The organism is Rhodothermaceae bacterium, from assembly GCA_009838195.1.
GTDB lineage: Bacteria > Bacteroidota > Rhodothermia > Rhodothermales > Bin80 > Bin80.
Window position 1 is genome coordinate 131,897 of record VXSC01000036.1, and the last position, 16,507, is coordinate 148,403.

The 16,507-nt window shown below is 49.4% G+C and carries 16 protein-coding genes; 12 read left to right on the top strand and 4 right to left on the bottom strand.

Going from position 1 to position 16,507, the window contains the following annotated elements:
* Positions 1–457: 457 nt before the first annotated feature.
* Positions 458–1,312, bottom strand: coding sequence for an NGG1p interacting factor NIF3 (locus tag F4Y64_08315; protein ID MXX97598.1), 855 nt, complete (start codon positions 1,310–1,312; stop codon positions 458–460).
* Between the two features lie 96 nt (positions 1,313–1,408).
* Here F4Y64_08315 and F4Y64_08320 point away from each other — a divergent pair, with 96 nt between their 5' ends.
* The 4 genes from F4Y64_08320 (at position 1,409) to F4Y64_08335 (ending at position 5,815) form a co-directional block, all read left to right on the top strand.
* Entirely contained in the window at positions 1,409–2,809 is a 1,401-nt protein-coding gene (locus tag F4Y64_08320; protein MXX97599.1) for a DUF1080 domain-containing protein, read from the top strand.
* A gap of 93 nt (positions 2,810–2,902) precedes the next feature.
* Positions 2,903–3,910, top strand: coding sequence for a Gfo/Idh/MocA family oxidoreductase (locus F4Y64_08325; protein ID MXX97600.1), 1,008 nt, complete (start codon positions 2,903–2,905; stop codon positions 3,908–3,910).
* A 37-nt stretch (positions 3,911–3,947) separates the two neighbouring features.
* Positions 3,948–5,039, top strand: coding sequence for a histidinol-phosphate aminotransferase family protein (locus tag F4Y64_08330; protein MXX97601.1), 1,092 nt, complete (start codon positions 3,948–3,950; stop codon positions 5,037–5,039).
* Positions 5,040–5,062: 23 nt separating this feature from the next.
* Positions 5,063–5,815, top strand: coding sequence for a DUF4159 domain-containing protein (locus F4Y64_08335; protein MXX97602.1), 753 nt, complete (start codon positions 5,063–5,065; stop codon positions 5,813–5,815).
* 70 nt (positions 5,816–5,885) lie between these two features.
* Here F4Y64_08335 and pssA read toward each other — a convergent pair whose 3' ends face one another.
* Positions 5,886–6,698, bottom strand: a complete 813-nt coding sequence (pssA, locus tag F4Y64_08340) for a CDP-diacylglycerol--serine O-phosphatidyltransferase (protein ID MXX97603.1) — start codon at positions 6,696–6,698, stop codon at positions 5,886–5,888.
* Between the two features lie 231 nt (positions 6,699–6,929).
* The gene (locus F4Y64_08345) at positions 6,930–7,604 is read right to left on the bottom strand and encodes a phosphatidylserine decarboxylase family protein (protein ID MXX97604.1); all 675 of its coding nucleotides are present in this window, start codon (positions 7,602–7,604) and stop codon (positions 6,930–6,932) included.
* A 504-nt stretch (positions 7,605–8,108) separates the two neighbouring features.
* Here F4Y64_08345 and F4Y64_08350 point away from each other — a divergent pair.
* The 3 genes from F4Y64_08350 (at position 8,109) to F4Y64_08360 (ending at position 11,030) form a co-directional block, all read left to right on the top strand.
* The gene (locus tag F4Y64_08350) at positions 8,109–9,545 is read left to right on the top strand and encodes a YjgP/YjgQ family permease (GenBank protein MXX97605.1); all 1,437 of its coding nucleotides are present in this window, start codon (positions 8,109–8,111) and stop codon (positions 9,543–9,545) included.
* A 164-nt stretch (positions 9,546–9,709) separates the two neighbouring features.
* Positions 9,710–10,384 (top strand): 16S rRNA (cytidine(1402)-2'-O)-methyltransferase, encoded by a 675-nt coding sequence (rsmI, locus tag F4Y64_08355; GenBank protein ID MXX97606.1) that lies wholly within the window; start codon positions 9,710–9,712, stop codon positions 10,382–10,384.
* 4 nt (positions 10,385–10,388) lie between these two features.
* The gene (locus F4Y64_08360; GenBank protein ID MXX97607.1) at positions 10,389–11,030 is read left to right on the top strand and encodes an MBL fold metallo-hydrolase; all 642 of its coding nucleotides are present in this window, start codon (positions 10,389–10,391) and stop codon (positions 11,028–11,030) included.
* Here the strand turns inward: F4Y64_08360 and F4Y64_08365 are convergent.
* Positions 11,024–12,136 carry a hypothetical protein gene (locus F4Y64_08365; GenBank protein ID MXX97608.1) on the bottom strand — a complete coding sequence of 371 codons (1,113 nt, stop codon included), beginning with the start codon at positions 12,134–12,136 and terminating at the stop codon, positions 11,024–11,026. The two genes, F4Y64_08360 and F4Y64_08365, sit on opposite strands and share 7 nt — an antisense overlap.
* 137 nt (positions 12,137–12,273) lie before the next feature.
* Between F4Y64_08365 and truA the strand changes: the two genes are divergently transcribed.
* The 5 genes from truA to ypdA are packed head-to-tail and all read left to right on the top strand — an operon-like array spanning position 12,274 to position 16,088.
* On the top strand, positions 12,274–13,038 hold the full coding sequence (gene truA, locus F4Y64_08370; GenBank protein MXX97609.1) for a tRNA pseudouridine(38-40) synthase TruA: 765 nt from the start codon (positions 12,274–12,276) through the stop codon (positions 13,036–13,038).
* An 8-nt stretch (positions 13,039–13,046) separates the two neighbouring features.
* Entirely contained in the window at positions 13,047–14,360 is a 1,314-nt protein-coding gene (locus F4Y64_08375; GenBank protein ID MXX97610.1) for a hypothetical protein, read from the top strand.
* Between the two features lie 19 nt (positions 14,361–14,379).
* Positions 14,380–14,562, top strand: a complete 183-nt coding sequence (locus F4Y64_08380; protein ID MXX97611.1) for a hypothetical protein — start codon at positions 14,380–14,382, stop codon at positions 14,560–14,562.
* Between the two features lie 5 nt (positions 14,563–14,567).
* A complete protein-coding gene (locus tag F4Y64_08385) occupies positions 14,568–15,047 on the top strand; it encodes a nucleoside deaminase (protein MXX97612.1) in 480 nt (159 codons plus the stop codon).
* 36 nt (positions 15,048–15,083) lie between these two features.
* The gene (ypdA, locus tag F4Y64_08390) at positions 15,084–16,088 is read left to right on the top strand and encodes a YpdA family putative bacillithiol disulfide reductase (GenBank protein MXX97613.1); all 1,005 of its coding nucleotides are present in this window, start codon (positions 15,084–15,086) and stop codon (positions 16,086–16,088) included.
* Positions 16,089–16,507: the final 419 nt, after the last annotated feature.

The following is a 16,507-nucleotide window of genomic DNA, read 5'->3' on the forward strand; positions in this document are numbered from 1 at the left end:
CTCCAATCCCATACAGCAAGCCATGGCATGACTACGGCCCTCACATACTATGCAGATCGTACATTCACCTGAGGCAGCCTGACTTGCTTGATAGTGGCTACCCATAAGTACGAACAGCAAAGCAACTGTTAGTAGACACGCTAAGGACAAGGCCATTTTTAAGCTCTTCATGTTACACAAAGTTTGGTCATTGGATGCGAATGCGCTAGTGATACAAACAATAAAACTATTTTCCAATAACTTCTGCGAATATTTGGTGATTAATTGTGATATTTCGGTGATTAATTAAAATTTTGGCCAATTATCATGGCATCTGACGTACTCATAACACCGTCAGCGATTTGAGAGAATTTAGAGCATATAAATAATGGCATGATCTCAGCATATAAATTGAAGGCCGGGGTTTGAGTAGACGTGAACCGAGTCCACCCTGGCGCTTGCCTTATAATTTTCCCGACTAAATGAAGTAAAACGGATCACCACTGGGCTGGTGCACCACGATTGTATTCGGTAATCTTGGTTCCAGCCACTCAGCCAGCCAAGCCATCCCCGGGTCTTCGCTGAGTGCGTGCCCAATCACAATCAGCCCCTTCTCCTGATCCCCTTGCCAATTCGCATCGCGAACATACTCTGTCGTTTCCCACTCCCGCACTTCTCCGACTACAAGGACATCCACTTCAGAAAGCATCTCAATCTGTCGTCTTCCGCCTACGGCTCCAACCAGTAACCCTATCCTACTGCATGACATCCCTGCATTACCCATCACACGAATCCGCTTCGCACCGAACCTTGTCTTCATAAATTGGGACAGTTCAGCGAGGGATATAGAAGGAATTCGACACAATTGAGGTTGACCAGCCTCTGCATATGCCTCCCAACCGAGTAGTTTCAGGACACCCGTAGCAATGCCGTCTGGCTTGTATGCGTGCCAGTAATCATGGAATCGCCACACTACAATCCCATGATCTTCCAAGGTCTTTCGCTTTTTTTGATACACCGAATTATTCTCAAGCCAGTCCGTCTCATCCAGATGGTTATAGTATGTTGGCTCGTGCGTGATGATCAGATTCACACCATGCTGCGCCGCATAATCAATCGTTCGATGAGTCGCCAGAAAAGTAGTAATAACGCCGCGCAGCGGTTGGGATGGATCACCCGATTTGACCGTATCTACGGTGGAATCCCACGGTGCTCCCGGGATTTCATGCATGATCAAATTGATTGCATCCTGAATAGTTGGTACTTTTTTGGGGAGACCTGCCAAAATGATCCCCCCTCCTGACTGGGCCAAAAAATCTCTCCTTGTAATCATAGCTTATTTTCTTACCGACAAATAAAGATACAAAACATCGATCCTATGGATCTCCATTCCCTATCTTATACCTACAACTCACTCGCTCCCTCTATCATGCTACGTATACTCACTCTCTCATTAGTCACTTTTTGTGTCGTATCAACTGGTCATGCGCAGACATGGACCTCACTTGTTGATGGAGACGACCTTTCTGGATGGGAAAAACTCGGAGGCGAAGCGACCTATGTGGCCTCCAATGGCACTGTCACCGGAACAACCTCCGAAAATACCCCCAATACATTTCTGGCTACCAGGCAGTCCTACGGTGATTTTGCACTCAGTGTCGAAGTATGGGTTGACCCTGAAATCAATTCCGGCATTCAAATTCGGAGCGAATCCAAGGAGGATTATTTGAACGGCCGCGTTCATGGATACCAGGTAGAAATTGATCCCAGTTCCCGTGCTTGGAGTGGTGGCATCTATGATGAGGCTCGAAGAGGCTGGTTATATCCTCTTTCGGTAAATGAAGACTGCCGTGGTGCTTTCAACCCACAGGGATGGAATCATTACTACATCGAAGCAATCGGCCCCTCCATCCGAACATGGGTGAACGATGTAGCCTGTGCTGCACTTTATGATAACATGACTGCTTCGGGCTTTATCGCATTGCAGGTACATAGCGTTGACCGATCAGAGCTTTCTGGGCGTAATGTACACTGGCGAAATATTACAATTGTGGACGAAAATGTCATCCCTCGTGAGTGGACAAGCAATTATGTGGTAAATCTCGTACCCAATTCTCTCAGTGAACAGGAGGTCGCACAAGGATTTAGTCTGTTATTTGACGGCAAGACCACAGATGGTTGGCGAGGGGCAGGCAAGGAAACTTTCCCGGAGAAAGGCTGGAAAGTTCAAGACGGCGTCCTAATGGTTGAGGCCTCCGGGGGAGCTGAGGCAGCTTACGGAGGGGATATCGTGACCGTTGATGAATACTCCACCTTCGAGTTCAGCTTGGATTTTAAGCTTTCCCAAGGAGCAAACAGCGGCATCAAATACTACATCACTGAATCGTATGGTAGCGATGCTTCTGCCATCGGCCTGGAGTACCAGCTCCTCGATGATGAGCGCCACCCTGATGCCACGCAGGGGGCTGCCGGTAACCGAACCCTCGGATCCCTTTATGACCTGATTCCCGCCCACGAAGGAAAGACCGTTCGTAAACCCGGTCAATGGAATCGGGCTCGCCTTGTCGTGACCGGGACACGACTAGAAGAAACTGTCACCGGAAGTCGAATGATGGAATCCGAATTCAAGGGGGCATATGTGGAGCATTGGCTCAATGATCGTAAAGTCGTGGCATATGAGCGTGGCACTCCCGTCTTTGATGCCTTGGTAGCCAGAAGTAAATATGTTGTTTGGGAGGGATTCGGACACTGGCCGCAAGGCCATATCCTGTTGCAGGATCATGGAGATGAGGTTCACTTCCGCAGTATCAAAGTTCGAAAAATTGACTAACAGCCTCGTGATGCGACCGACAGAGAATGCCATGACTGCACTTGAAGAACCACGTAAGCGCCTCCGTTCTCACCGCGTTGATCTCACATCAGAATGAGCAGAATTCGTTGGGGAATCCTCTCAAGTGCCCGCATAGCGCGACAGAAAGTCATTCCAGCAATTCAGGACAGCCAACGTGGAACAGTGGCCGCCATTGCCTCCAGAAACCCTAGTCTGGCACAGCAAGTCGCTGAATCCCATCAGATTCCTACAATCTGTCCTACCTATGATGACCTGATCCAACTGGACACGATTGATGCCGTCTACATCCCATTACCAAATCACTTACATGTTGAATGGGCTTGTAAGGCCATCAATGCGGGAAAACATGTACTTTGTGAGAAACCGTTGGGACTCAATGAAATGGATGTACAGCATCTTCTGAACGTATCTCGACAGTATCCCAAGCAACTTGTTGCGGAGGCATTTATGTATCGCCATCACCCGCAATGGACACGTACGCGCGAATGGGTTCGAACCAACTATATCGGTGAGTTGCGAAGTATTCACGTTCACTTTTCCTACGATAACAGGGATCCTGATAATATTCGTAATAAGTTGGAGTTTGGCGGTGGAGCACTCATGGATATCGGCTGCTACGGGATTTCTGTTGCCCGCTGGCTATATGGTTCAGAGCCCAAGCGAGTATGTGCACACACTGAGCGACATCCTCAATTCAGAACTGACACATCAACGACCGCTCTGTTGGATTTTGCTCAAGGTGGCGCCACTGTCGTCTGTGGAACACAGATCCAAAGAGCTGAGCATGTCGCAATTGTGGGTACTAAAGGGAAGATCACGTTGCAAACTCCATTCAATATCCCCCCAGGTGAACCCGCGTATTTGAATCTCCAGCAAGATCAAGAACGGACGATTCACACGCTCGGGCCGGCAAATCAGTTTTCGGAGCAATGCGATGCATTCGCAGCCGCTGTAATTGACGGAGAACCGCTTTATACTCCGATAGTCGACTCTTTGAACAATATGAGAGTCATAGATGCATGCTTTCAAAGTGCACAAACCAATACCTGGATCACCTGTGAACAACTGACTGATCCCTGAGCATCTGTTCCAATAACATCTTAAAACCCCCTACATTATGAACCGTCGTGACTGGATTCGCCTTGGCATTGCAGGTACTGCCTTGCCGCTTCTGCCCGGCTTTACCCCTGCGCCTGAAAGATTGAATCAAACCCCGATTCGTCTTCATAGCAACGAAAACCCCTATGCCCCCGGAGATTCTGCGCGGACGGCAATTCTGGATGCCCTGGATGAAACTAACCTTTATCCTTACTCCCATTACCGCAGTTTGGAGGCCATGATTGCCGCTCGAGAAGGACTTCAACCAGAGCATGTAGTTCTGGGAGCCGGGTCTAGTGAAATTCTCCGCATGGCAGCGATGGCGTATGGACTTGGTGATGGCGAAATCGTCACCGCGTATCCCACGTACGAGGGATTGGAGAACTATGCAAACTCCATTGAGGCACGGGTTCATCGTGTCCCTCTTAAAGCGGACAAGAGTATTGACCTTGCTCTCATGGATTCCCGAACAACCCAGAATGTAAGGATAGTTTTTGTTTGCAATCCAAATAATCCTACAGGAACGATTTGTGACAAGGATGAGCTCACCGAGTTTTGTACTCGGGTTTCTCGGCGATCTGTGATCCTGGTTGATGAGGCTTATTACGAATTGGTTACTGACCCCCGCTACAGCAGTGCTGTACCTCTTGTCAAGGCGGGAGCCAATGTAATCGTTTCACGAACTTTTTCAAAGGTCTACGGCTTAGCCGGATTGCGCGTGGGCTACGCCCTAGCCCGTCCGGACATAGCGGAACGTCTCCGTAATTACAGTACGGCGATCAACATCAATATTATGGCACTCCGGGCTGCTATCGCCTCCCTTGAAGATCGTCGATTCCTGAATTACAGTACAACTCAAATTGAAAACAGTCGTATTGAGACCGCTCGTAGGCTACGGGAGCTTGGACACTCCGTTGTTGAATCGCATACCAACTTCGTATTCTTCCATCTTGGTCGTCCCATTGAAGAATTTCAACAATCAATGGCTTCCCATGGAATCCTGGTCGGACGCCCGTTCCCACCCTATCTGGATTGGTGTCGTCTAAGCATCGGAACTGAAGGTGAAATGTCGCAATTCTTTGATGCGTTTACGAACGTCATGAACCGCTAATTCGGCAGTACCTCCGCAACGATATGCTCAATCAGAGCTTCTCCGTAAATCTGACAGTTTATCTATTCCTGGGTATCACATGTGTGCTGTCTGCAAATGGACAGGATGCAGGGTTTCAGTTCGCACGCGTTTGGTATGAGAGTCATCCAGGATTCCGGGAAAGTGCCTGGGCTACGGATTATCCCACAGCAGAATACAATCTGCATGAAGCGATCAGCCGCACAACCGGGCTCCAACTGGAAGGACCACCGGTAGTGGTTTCACTGAAGGATCCCAATATTTTTGAATACGCAGTACTCTACTTGACCGAGCCTGGGTACTGGCGTACAAATGAAGAAGAGGTGGAGAATCTAAGGCGCTATCTTGATCGGGGCGGGTTCTTGATTATTGACGATTTTCATGACTATGGCCGTGGATATACGGGACCGCAATGGAATAATATGTATGACAATATCAAGAGGGTATACCCGGACCGCGAGCCAATCGAGTTGACTGCCGATCATCCAATCTGGCAGATCTATTACGATATTGATCCGGATGCAGCTATTTCCACGAAAAACGGTGGCTCCTGGCGCTGGGGCGGAATGCGTTTTGCACCAGAAGATGACATCTACTACGCTGTATTCGATGATGCAGGCAGGCCGATGATTATCATCTGCTATAACCAGGATATAGGGGACGGCTGGGAGTGGCCTGGAGGACGCAATTTAGGATCTGCTTCAACGGTGAGTTTCCAGATGGCAATCAACTTCATCTTTTATACCCTTACTCACTAACTGCTTGGTAGCCACGAGGTCGCCGTCAGAGATGAGGGCCAATTGCCTGACAGGTACCTGCCATTTTAGTTCACTTTGGCAGCGCCATAAGTGCGCGAATGGATCGCGTGGATGCTCGTGTAAGTCCTATCAAAACATAAACTAACAGGACTAACAGCAGTCCCGTGTACGGAAGAAACCCGATCAGCAGCACGGAAATGATATAGGCACCTGAAGCGATGGGATACTGGCGAAGGTAATCAAATGAAATTCTTGGCACCCCATCAAAACGGATCAGAGACACCATGAGAAACGACAGAAGCACCACAACGGGAATAAGTACCTCCGAATCAAGTATGCCTGATCGCAATAGCCATGTTTCCTGATCAATATTGAGTACAATGGCAATGATACAATAAGCTTGTACGGGGGCTGGCAACCCCTCAAAGTCAAGTTTCTTCTCTTCCGAAAATTGCAAATTGAACCGAGCTAGGCGTACCGCAGAACACATTGCAGGCAGAGCACTGATAATTAGGCCAAACATCCCACTACCCTCCAGCATTCGCGCATAGATCAAATAGGCTGGAGCCACACCGAACGATACAACATCACATAAAGAATCAAGCTCCGCGCCAAAAAGACTGACACCACGTGTCAAGCGTGCTGCCATTCCGTCCAATAAATCGAATAATCCCGCAAGAATGATCAGGTAGCACGCATACACGAATTGTCCCTGGTGAATCTGGGTAATCGCCACGAACCCACAGAAAAGGTTCATGAGTGTAAAAAATGATGGAACTGCGACACTGGTCCGGCTCCCATGGCGTACTTGGGAACCCCCACTGCGATCCTCCGCGGATCGGCGAGTCAACTTAATGGATCGTTTTCGGTCACTCATGGGCATGCCCAGATGGTCGGTGAAGATCAGATAAATAAAACCCGGCATCCATGCTCGTACCTAATCTCATATCCACGAGGCCCGGTTTGAAGATCCTCGCAGAGATACTGTTCCCATTGCATTGCAGCCCCAACCCCAAGCTGTGTGAGCATTCTACATGGTTTTGATTTGGATCTGACCAAACACCCTTGCAGTATCTCCCGATTAACGATTGCTGATTCATTATACCTCTGCAGATTAACTCTGAATCGGCTGCACGATCCCAAGCACGGTGACCCCTGCACGTACTCGATCACCGACTTCTACCTGAACCGGCATATCAGCCGGAAATATGATATCCATACGTGATCCGAACCGGATCAATCCAAATCGTTCACCTGCTTTAGTCTTATCCCCCTCTGAGAGCCGACAGATAATGCGCCGTGCCAGACTCCCCGCAATTTGTTTGAATAAAATTCGTCTCCCGGAAAGATGCTCAATCCCGATCTGAGACTGTTCATTGGAGGTGGAGGCTTTAGGATGCCATGCTACTCGGAACTCCCCCGGCTTATATGCGACGTATCGCACCGTTCCACTGACCGGAACCCGGTTTACATGAACATCCACTACGGAGAGAAATATCGAAATTCTCCATGCTATCCCTCCAATGAACCGTGGTCCTTCCTCCTGAATGATTTCCACAATTTTACCGTCCGCTGGCGCCAGAATTAATGTATCTGAATCCGGTGGCCCTGTACGTTCCGGATCTCTGAAAAAATAGGCGACCATCAGCCCCAATCCGGGCAAAAAGAGCGGGACGAAAATGAACTCAAACCACCTCGGCACTCCAGGGATCAGCAGTATGAGTCCTGCCACGATCAATCCTATAGCGAATGCTATGGCTACCAGAGCCACCCCTTCGCGAGCAATCATGGTATTAGCACAGTCATCCTCTCGTATTCATCAAACCCACGATCCATCTTCAAACCAGTAATCTTTACTATGAGCTGCAGACCATCGAAAATTGTGACTTCGGTACATCCACTGAGCAGAAAAGCGCGGCGATGCCATAGCACCTGACCTAAAAGATAAAGCACGTTGAGGATTACCCTCTCTCAGATACTCCAAGCGTGCTGCTGCGAGCAGGGACTGGGCTGCATAACTTCTGGTTGTCACCGGGTATCCTACCCACAAATCCCGTATCAGAGCTCCCTGGTGCGATCGATGTATGTTACGCTTGTTTAGGCCCCACATATTTCCTTGATTTCATCACGGAATCCACTGTGTAACTTGATGTTATCGTTGCAGGGCCGCTGAACTATCTGATCGAAACACTTGTTCTATGAGGCACTCCAGCGCCAAGTTATGACAATAAACGTGGCTCTTCCATTGATCAAGTGGGTTCAATTTTTCATCTGATCTCGTAGCCTCCGAGTAATGACGCTCATTCACCGAATGGTCTTGAAACAGCTCCCCGGCCCATTTCTGGGTTGGTTGCTACTTCTGCTATTCCTTTTGCTGATGCAGTTTTTGATCAAGTTTCTGCCAGACCTGACTGGCCGGGATCTGCCGATCGGGCTCATTCTGGAACTGATCACCTATAACCTTGCCTATATGGTTGTACTGGCCGTGCCCATGTCTGCCCTTTTGGCAACTTTGATGGTCTTTGGCTCGCTTGCAGAGTCGCGCACGTGGATCGTGATCCGTAATTGCGGCATTACCCTCTGGAGTTTCACCTGGCCTGTACTTGCCGCTGCCGCCCTTCTCTCCTGTGGCATGATGTACTTCAATAATGTACTGCTTCCCGAGTCTAATTTCAGGGCCCTTAGCATGTGGCAGACAATTCGAAGTGCACGACCAGGGTTTGAGCTAGAACCGGGGATTTTCTACCAGGAGATTGACGAATACAGTATCCTGGTCGGCCAGCGAGAGGGCAACCTCCTGTACGATATTCTTATCTATGACTACACGCAGGGGATTGCCAATGGATCAACGATTCGGGCAAAACACGGAGAATTAATCCCGCGGGGAAATTTCCTGGATATGATCCTCAAAGAAGGAGAAATGCATCGGCTCTATCGACCTACCGGTGTACAGACAATTGAGCGGTATGAAAAACTGACCTTTGAGCGTTTTCGCTTGCGCCTTGATCTGAGCGAACTCGGCCTTCAAACCAATGCTCAAACAAGTGGATACCGGTCTGATCGTTCAACTCCTGTGAATCGGATGTTTGAAATTGTTGATTCTCTTAAGGACCGTCTGGTAGAGCAGACTGCTGAACTTCAGAACAGTATGCCGCGCCCCCTCTCATCGGAGGCACCATCAACCATCTCCCCAATGAGCCCTGAGCGTGAAACATCTTCCCCATTCGTGTTTCACGGAGGTCCTCCTCAAGTAGATTCAACCGCTCCACGCAGTGTTCTGAAAGGCTTAACAACAGATCAGATCCGTCGAACATACCAACAAGCACGCGATTATGGACGAGATGCGCGAAGTTCCGTTGCCAGCAGAGGGAGAAACCTTAGACAAACCGCAATGACAATCAGTCGCTACCAGGTGGAAATTCACAAGAAGTATTCCATCTCAATTGCCTGCTTTATCTTTGTCCTCGTTGGTATACCACTTGGCTTGAGTGTCCGCCGGGGTGGACTTGGAACCGCCTGCCTCTTAGCAGTTGGCATTTTTATTTTTTACTGGGTTACGTTGGTTCAGGGTGAGAAGTTGGCGGATCGAGAATTGCTCAGCCCATGGCTCGGCATGTGGTGTGCAAATATGCTGATTGGTGCGGTCGGTATCTGGCTATTTATCCGAGTGACCCTTGACATGAGAGCTCGACCAGGTTATGCTACAAAACCTGAGCCTATCGATTCATAAATTTCCAGCCCACCTAGTGCATCGTATACAAAGTAGATCCCCTCTACCTGCAGACGGATCCTCCACTTGGTCCGATCGCATCCATCACCAATAATGATTTACAGAAATTCTATGACGGACAAAGATCGCCAGAGTAATCCCGTCCCAAGATCCATTGACGCGTAATGCTCTACCTAGTCCCAACCCCGATCGGAAATTTGGCAGACATTACGTTTCGTGCTGTCGAAGTCCTGAAATCAGTTGATCTCATCGCCTGTGAAGATACACGGTCCTCCGGGGTACTCCTCACACATTATGGCATCCGCACTCCAACCATCAGCTACCACGATCATAACGAACGCGAACGTGCACGACAGCTTATTGAACGGATGAGAGCCGGGCAACAGATTGCTCTAATTAGTGATGCCGGATCGCCCGGACTCAGTGACCCCGGCTTTTATCTGGCTCGCCTATGCTGGGAGGAAACCATCCCGGTACAAGCTTTACCAGGCCCTACCGCACTGATCCCTGCTCTTACTGCCAGCGGCCTACCTTCGGAACGCTTTGTATTCGAAGGATTTCTGCCGGTACGAAAAGGTCGCAACCAGCGCCTGGAAGCGATCCGCACAGAAACACGTACCGTTGTACTCTATGAAAGTCCGCACCGACTGATTCGCACCCTGACCGACCTGATAAATCTGCTGGGACAACAGCGGGTCGGGGGAATTGCCAGAGAACTTACAAAGAAATTCGAAGAAACTCATCGGGGAAACCTGCAAGAACTGCTTGACAGTTACCGCGAAAAACCTGCTATCAAAGGGGAGTTCGTAATTATCATTGCACCTCCAAAATTCAAATGAATATATGTCTATTACCCATGTAAAAAGCTTCACTCATGGCCCATTGGCCACTAATACCTACGTCTGTTACAACAACACAGAGGCGGTGATTGTGGATGCAAGCTGTTCGAATGATCAGGAGGAATCGGAGATCGCCGAATATATCCAGTCCAAACACCTTACCGTGCGACATCTATTGCTCACACATGCACACGTTGATCATATCCTGGGATGCACGGCACTATCCAAAAGATTCAACCTTTTATGGCAGGCCCATCCAGACACGTCAATATGGCTTGAGGGGGCACCCGCTCGGGCACCCTTTTACGGCTTTCACATGGAGCCTGTACCAAAACCTGGTAAGTGGCTTCATGAACGGGACACTATCACGTTTGGCAATGCGAAGTGGAGAATTCTACACACGCCGGGGCACGCACCTGGCTCCATTTGCTTTGTTGATGACATCAGTCAGTTTGTGATTGCGGGTGACGTGATATTTCAGCGGTCAATCGGTAGAACCGATCTGCCTGGAGGGGATATGGGAATGCTAATGGAATCCATTTTTCAACAATTGCTTCTGCTTCCCGATGAGATGACCATCTACGCGGGCCACGGTCCGCCTACTAAGATTGGGCTTGAGCGAGTGCACAATCCCTTTCTTCAATAATCCTCGCCTGCCGCATCATCTACAAGGGCACGAACTTCCTGACCTGTCAACCGATCATCCAGCCTCATGATCGAGCGATAGACAAGCTCCCCCATGTGGTCGCAGGTGTCAAACTGATCGTCTCCATGGTATGCACCGAGGCTCTCCGCCAAGATCTGTACATGATCACTGTCTGCAATCCGATCTTTGCGCATCACTTCCAGTAGTGCCTGAACACGGCCATCACTAACACGGACACGATGTGCCATCAATGCACCTTCTTCTTTACGGTATTGTGCGATTGAAGCAGGAGGAAGTACGTTCTTTACAGCATCAACAAAAGGAGCGTTGGCCTCATATGCCTGCGGCCGATATACCTGAATATTCCTGTGATGGCTCTGTTGATCAAAATCAATGGGACGGAATCTGTAGTTGTATTTTTCCAAATCCGGGGTGATCGCAACAACAAAATTTCCCGCATGCATATCCCCTAAAAGCTGTAAGAGACAGCGCGTATCAAATTTGACGAACTGCTTGGCCAGGCGAACCAGATCAAACCGGTTCTCCGGCATCGCTGTGGATAGAAACACATCGCCCGGAACTCCTACAATATGCTCCTCTATCGTTGTATCATCACGGACAAAATATTCAATCCGATTTGGGGAAAGTAAATGTTCAAGCTCAAGTCCATAGATACGATTGGAGTCTGTTCGTTTGACGTAATAGTAGTCAAAATTCTCATTGAGCGCATTCACAATCCTAACCCGATAGGGTAACGTATTCCCATACAAACAGATATCCACACGGTCTACATAAAGATGCTGTATGATGGAAAGATCCCCGTGAGCACGTAGATCTGCGTAGGTTACGACTAGGTCTCGATCGATCTCCTGCTGTTCGTTGGGCTGGTAAATCACACTAGCCCAAAGTGTATCCTTGCCATCTTCGTCATAAAGTGGCACCGATTCAACGTATCTGGCGAGATCCTGATAACGGACGCCCCTTGTCTTTAGCCTTCCATAGCGCTTCAGATATTCACTGAGATCTTTATTCAGGGAATAGAATGCTTTTTTTCGACTTACCAGATGTCGGCTAAGACGGATTGAACCTGAGTCAGTGGGCTCCATAGAAAGTCAATTCATATATGGCAAATACCGCGTCGTTCAGCGAAGGGGGTTAGCAAACAGCAGTTATCATTTCGTGTACAAATAAGTGGCCAGAATGCGTCGAAATTCTCCACTCATCTTTTTGACTCCCCCTTTCAATGCCTGTGTACGCGCTACTATTGGAATATGATGGTTCAAAATATAGCGGATGGCAACGACAAAAGGCTCATCCCACCATACAGGCGGAGGTAGAAGAAGCCTTGAGAACGTTTCTTCGTTGCGATGAACTCCAAATCACGGGATCCGGGCGGACAGACGCAGGAGTACATGCGAGAGGGCAAGTGGCTCATTTTGAGTGCCAAGCGATCTCCACTGACCAATGGCGGCGCCTAGTCCGTGCATTGAATGGCTTGCTCCCTCCACCCATTGCCGTACTTGCGGCTGCAAAGACACATGACGGCTTTCATTCACGTTACGATGCAATGAGACGAACGTATCATTATCATATTTCTAGTGTTCCGCTGGCACTTGACCGTAATCAGCGCCTGTTTATACCTGCTGCGTTAGACTATGACTGTATGAATCGTGCCTGCGACCTGCTGATTGGCATCCATCACTTTGGGGCATTCTGCCGAACACGGAGTGCAACGACCAATCGTGTCTGCACCATATACTACGCACAGTGGGAACCCGAAGCATTACCCGGGTATTGGAAATTTGTCATTGAAGCAAACCGTTTCCTGCATGGAATGGTGCGCTCTCTGGCCGGGACCCTAATAGAAATCGGATGTGGACAAAGATCTGTCCAAGATCTGGGGGATATTCTGGCGTCCCAGGACCGGCGTGAAGCTGGTCCAGCAGCACCCGCACATGCGCTCACACTTGATCATGTAACCTACGCTGCCCCCCTCTTTGAAGATTGAATTGACTCATGCGTAATTGGTGGCTGGTTGGACTGATATTTCTCGGATGTGAGAGACCGTTTATAGAGACCTCCGAGCCGGAGCTTGTGGTGGTTGAGCCTGATTTGACTGAGGTGCAAACCTCCAGGGTTATTACGCTCCGGGTACAATCTATACACTTTCGGGCTGTGCAGGGAGTGCTTCTGAACGGCATTCCCATGGATCCCGCTCCCCCGGGACCTGCGTACTGGCAAGCCTCAATCAATTTACGCCTTGGACTGAATACGTTTTTCCTGGAAGCAACCGATCAGGAGGGAGTTTCCCGAAGAGATACTGCCTATGCGGCTTACCTGCCCCATCTCATTTCCCGGAATGCACCTGCACTGCCAGATGGAAGAGGAGGTCACTCACTTGCACGCCTTCGTAACGGGAATCTGATGGTTACAGGGGGAACCCGTCGGCGAGGGGGCCCTGCACAGGGAGAATCATTCCTCTTGAATCGCAGATCCGGCACCTTTAGTCAAATGCAAGATCGTTTAAGTACACCGCGGACCGGACATACTGCCACTGTGCTTCCAGATGGCCAGATACTCATTGTTGGGGGTAGCCGGATCGACTCCCCCAGCCGAGTGAGCGATTTGATCGAAACCGTAGAACTTTATACTCCTGCCGGGCGTGAACCTGCGTTCAGTGAGATTCCTGTACAGGGGCAGCCAATCCGTCGAACAAACCATGTAGCCATCGTGCGTGAGGCGAATGGCGAGTGGCTGCTCGACCTTATAGGAGGCTATGGAGATGTACGCTATGGCTCGAATCCTTCCTTTGGGGTGCGTAGAGATCTGCGTACTTTCAAGGTTGAACTTGACGGGCTGACCGCATTGAATACGATCAATTCCGCTCCATTCATCGATCATCCAATTGCCGACCACACTGTAACCGAAGCCGCACATGATACGTACTTTATATTGGGAAGCCAATTCGACGATGGAACAGCTGTAAATGGAAATATGCGGATAACATATCCACATAGTGCTGGACGAACCCTATCTCCGTTACCCGGGCTGCTGACTCCGCGCACAGCGCATGCAACCGCGCCAGTTCTGAACGGGCTTTTTGCGGCGTTCGGTGGTCGCCTTGAATCCTCTGAGATCACTACGGAAATCGAACTGCTCCACGAGCAAACCGATCAGTTTTTTTCCATGAAACCCTCTCAGGCGATGGTGCCCCGCTACCACCATACCGCTATTTCTGTCGGGATACGGTCTGTAATTCTGATTGGTGGGTTCAATCAGAATGGAACAGCTATCACGGCATCCGAGTACTTTATCGTATCTCGCGAGTGACCTTCAAACTCTTATATCGATGAGGCTTGACCGGATTCTAAACTGGATTATCATTGCGATAGTGGCTTTGGTAGTGATCCTGCTGTTTGATCTCATTCTCGGGCTAGTCGTAGGCCTAGCCAAGGCTGCGGTTCCGATCTTGATTATCCTTTTTGTGGTTGGTCTCGTTTTACGGTTCATCGGTACACGGCGTACTCCATAAAGAGTATGGCACTTTCGCGGTTGCTTGAACCAGATCGCCGCTTTATGCGCTCTGCTCTTCAGCAGGCTGAGCAGGCAAAAGAAAAGGGAGAGGTACCTGTTGGAGCTGTCGTTGTGCACGGAAAGCAGATTGTGGGACGGGGGCATAACCTAGTTGAATCCCTCGAAGACCCAACTGCCCACGCAGAAGTGATCGCCATCACCGCAGCATGCGAAACCCTCCAATCCAAAGTCCTTAAAGGCTGCACACTCTATGTCACTCTTGAACCATGCCCGATGTGCGCGGGCGCAATTGTGTTGGCCCGATTGGATCGCTTATGTTTTGGTGCGATGGATACCAAAGCGGGCAGCGCCTCTACCCTATATAACATTCCACAAGATGAGCGCCTCAACCATCAGGTAGATGTAGTCAGCGGGATAGAGGCGGATCAGGCAGAAGAGTTACTTCGGGATTTTTTTCAGCAACTCAGACATTCGCCTTCCTAGATCTGTACCAACCATGCCCCACCTATTACACTGCACATGAAGGACCTGGTAATCATAGGAGCTGGCCCCGTGGGCCTAGCCTGTGGTATTCAGGCTGCCAGACATAACCTGAGTGCCATGATCATTGAAAAGGGAGCACTAGTCAATTCGCTGGTTGGTTATCCAACCCACATGGAATTCTTTTCCACAGCTGAGCTCCTTGAGATCGGCGGCCACCCCTTCCCAACTCTATCTACCAAGCCTACACGCCCTGAAGCTCTGAAATATTATTGCCGGGTTGCCGATGTGGAATCCCTAGACGTACGACTCTACGAGCGAGTACAGCGTGTAGATGGTACGGACAACCACTTCTCAGTCGTAACCAGCAAAGGGGCATACCCCTGTCGTAAAGTTGTCGTGGTCACTGGATTTTTCGATATTCCGAACTTCCTCAACGTTCCTGGTGAAGAGCTCCCCAAGGTCACACACTATTATCGCGAGCCCTATCCTTATGCCGGGCAGCGAGTGGCAGTGATCGGAGCAAAAAATTCAGCCGCCAAAGCTGCACTTGAATGCTATCATTACGGCGCTGAAGTGAACCTCATTCATCGCGGAAATTCCCTGTCTGATAAAATCAAATACTGGATCAAGCCAGACATTGAAAACCGTATCAGAGAAGGCAGCATTACTGTGCATTTCGATACCCAAGTAACCTCAATCGAACCGGATCGGTTGATGCTCAATGGCCCCAAGGGTACGTTCTCTCTGGGCAACGATTTCGTAATTGCGATGACTGGTTATCGACCGGATTATTCCTTCCTGGAGACACTAAAAATTACCATCCAGGATGATGAGTTCCGAACCCCGTTTCATCATGCGGAAACCTTCGAAACGAATCGTCGGGGACTGTACATCGCCGGGACGGTGTGTGGTGGCCTCCGTACAAGCCGCTGGTTCATTGAGAATGGGCGCTTCCATGCTGCACAGATCATGCGTCATATTTCCACAGGGACAGTTGAGCCGCTAAAACTGGATCAGCGTTACTGGAAAACAGCCGAATAGGATACTTCTCCAATCAGCTACACGTAGCATTGTGGCATAGGCTCAGAGAGTCGCATGGCTCTACCAGCATCCATCGCGTTCCTTTTTCACCATATACAACGAACTGCCATCATAAAAGGTGAGGCTCCAAAAATTTAACCCCTGAAGTTTAAACCGCGCATCTATCTTTCGGGAAAATTAAGGCGATTACATACTTAAGTGCATAGTCGCCAAATATTAACCACATTCTGCCCCGTAACCCGGAGCACATCATCATGCTCTTTTAATCCCGACTGTGCCAGCTCGGTCAACTATGAAGAGCATTCCGTGAAGGCCACCCTAACATCAAAGATCCAAGATGCTCTGACTTTTTTATATTTCTCCGGTTTCACAGAATCCTTACCCATCTTACCCGGAGAAACGATCGAACATAATTCCAA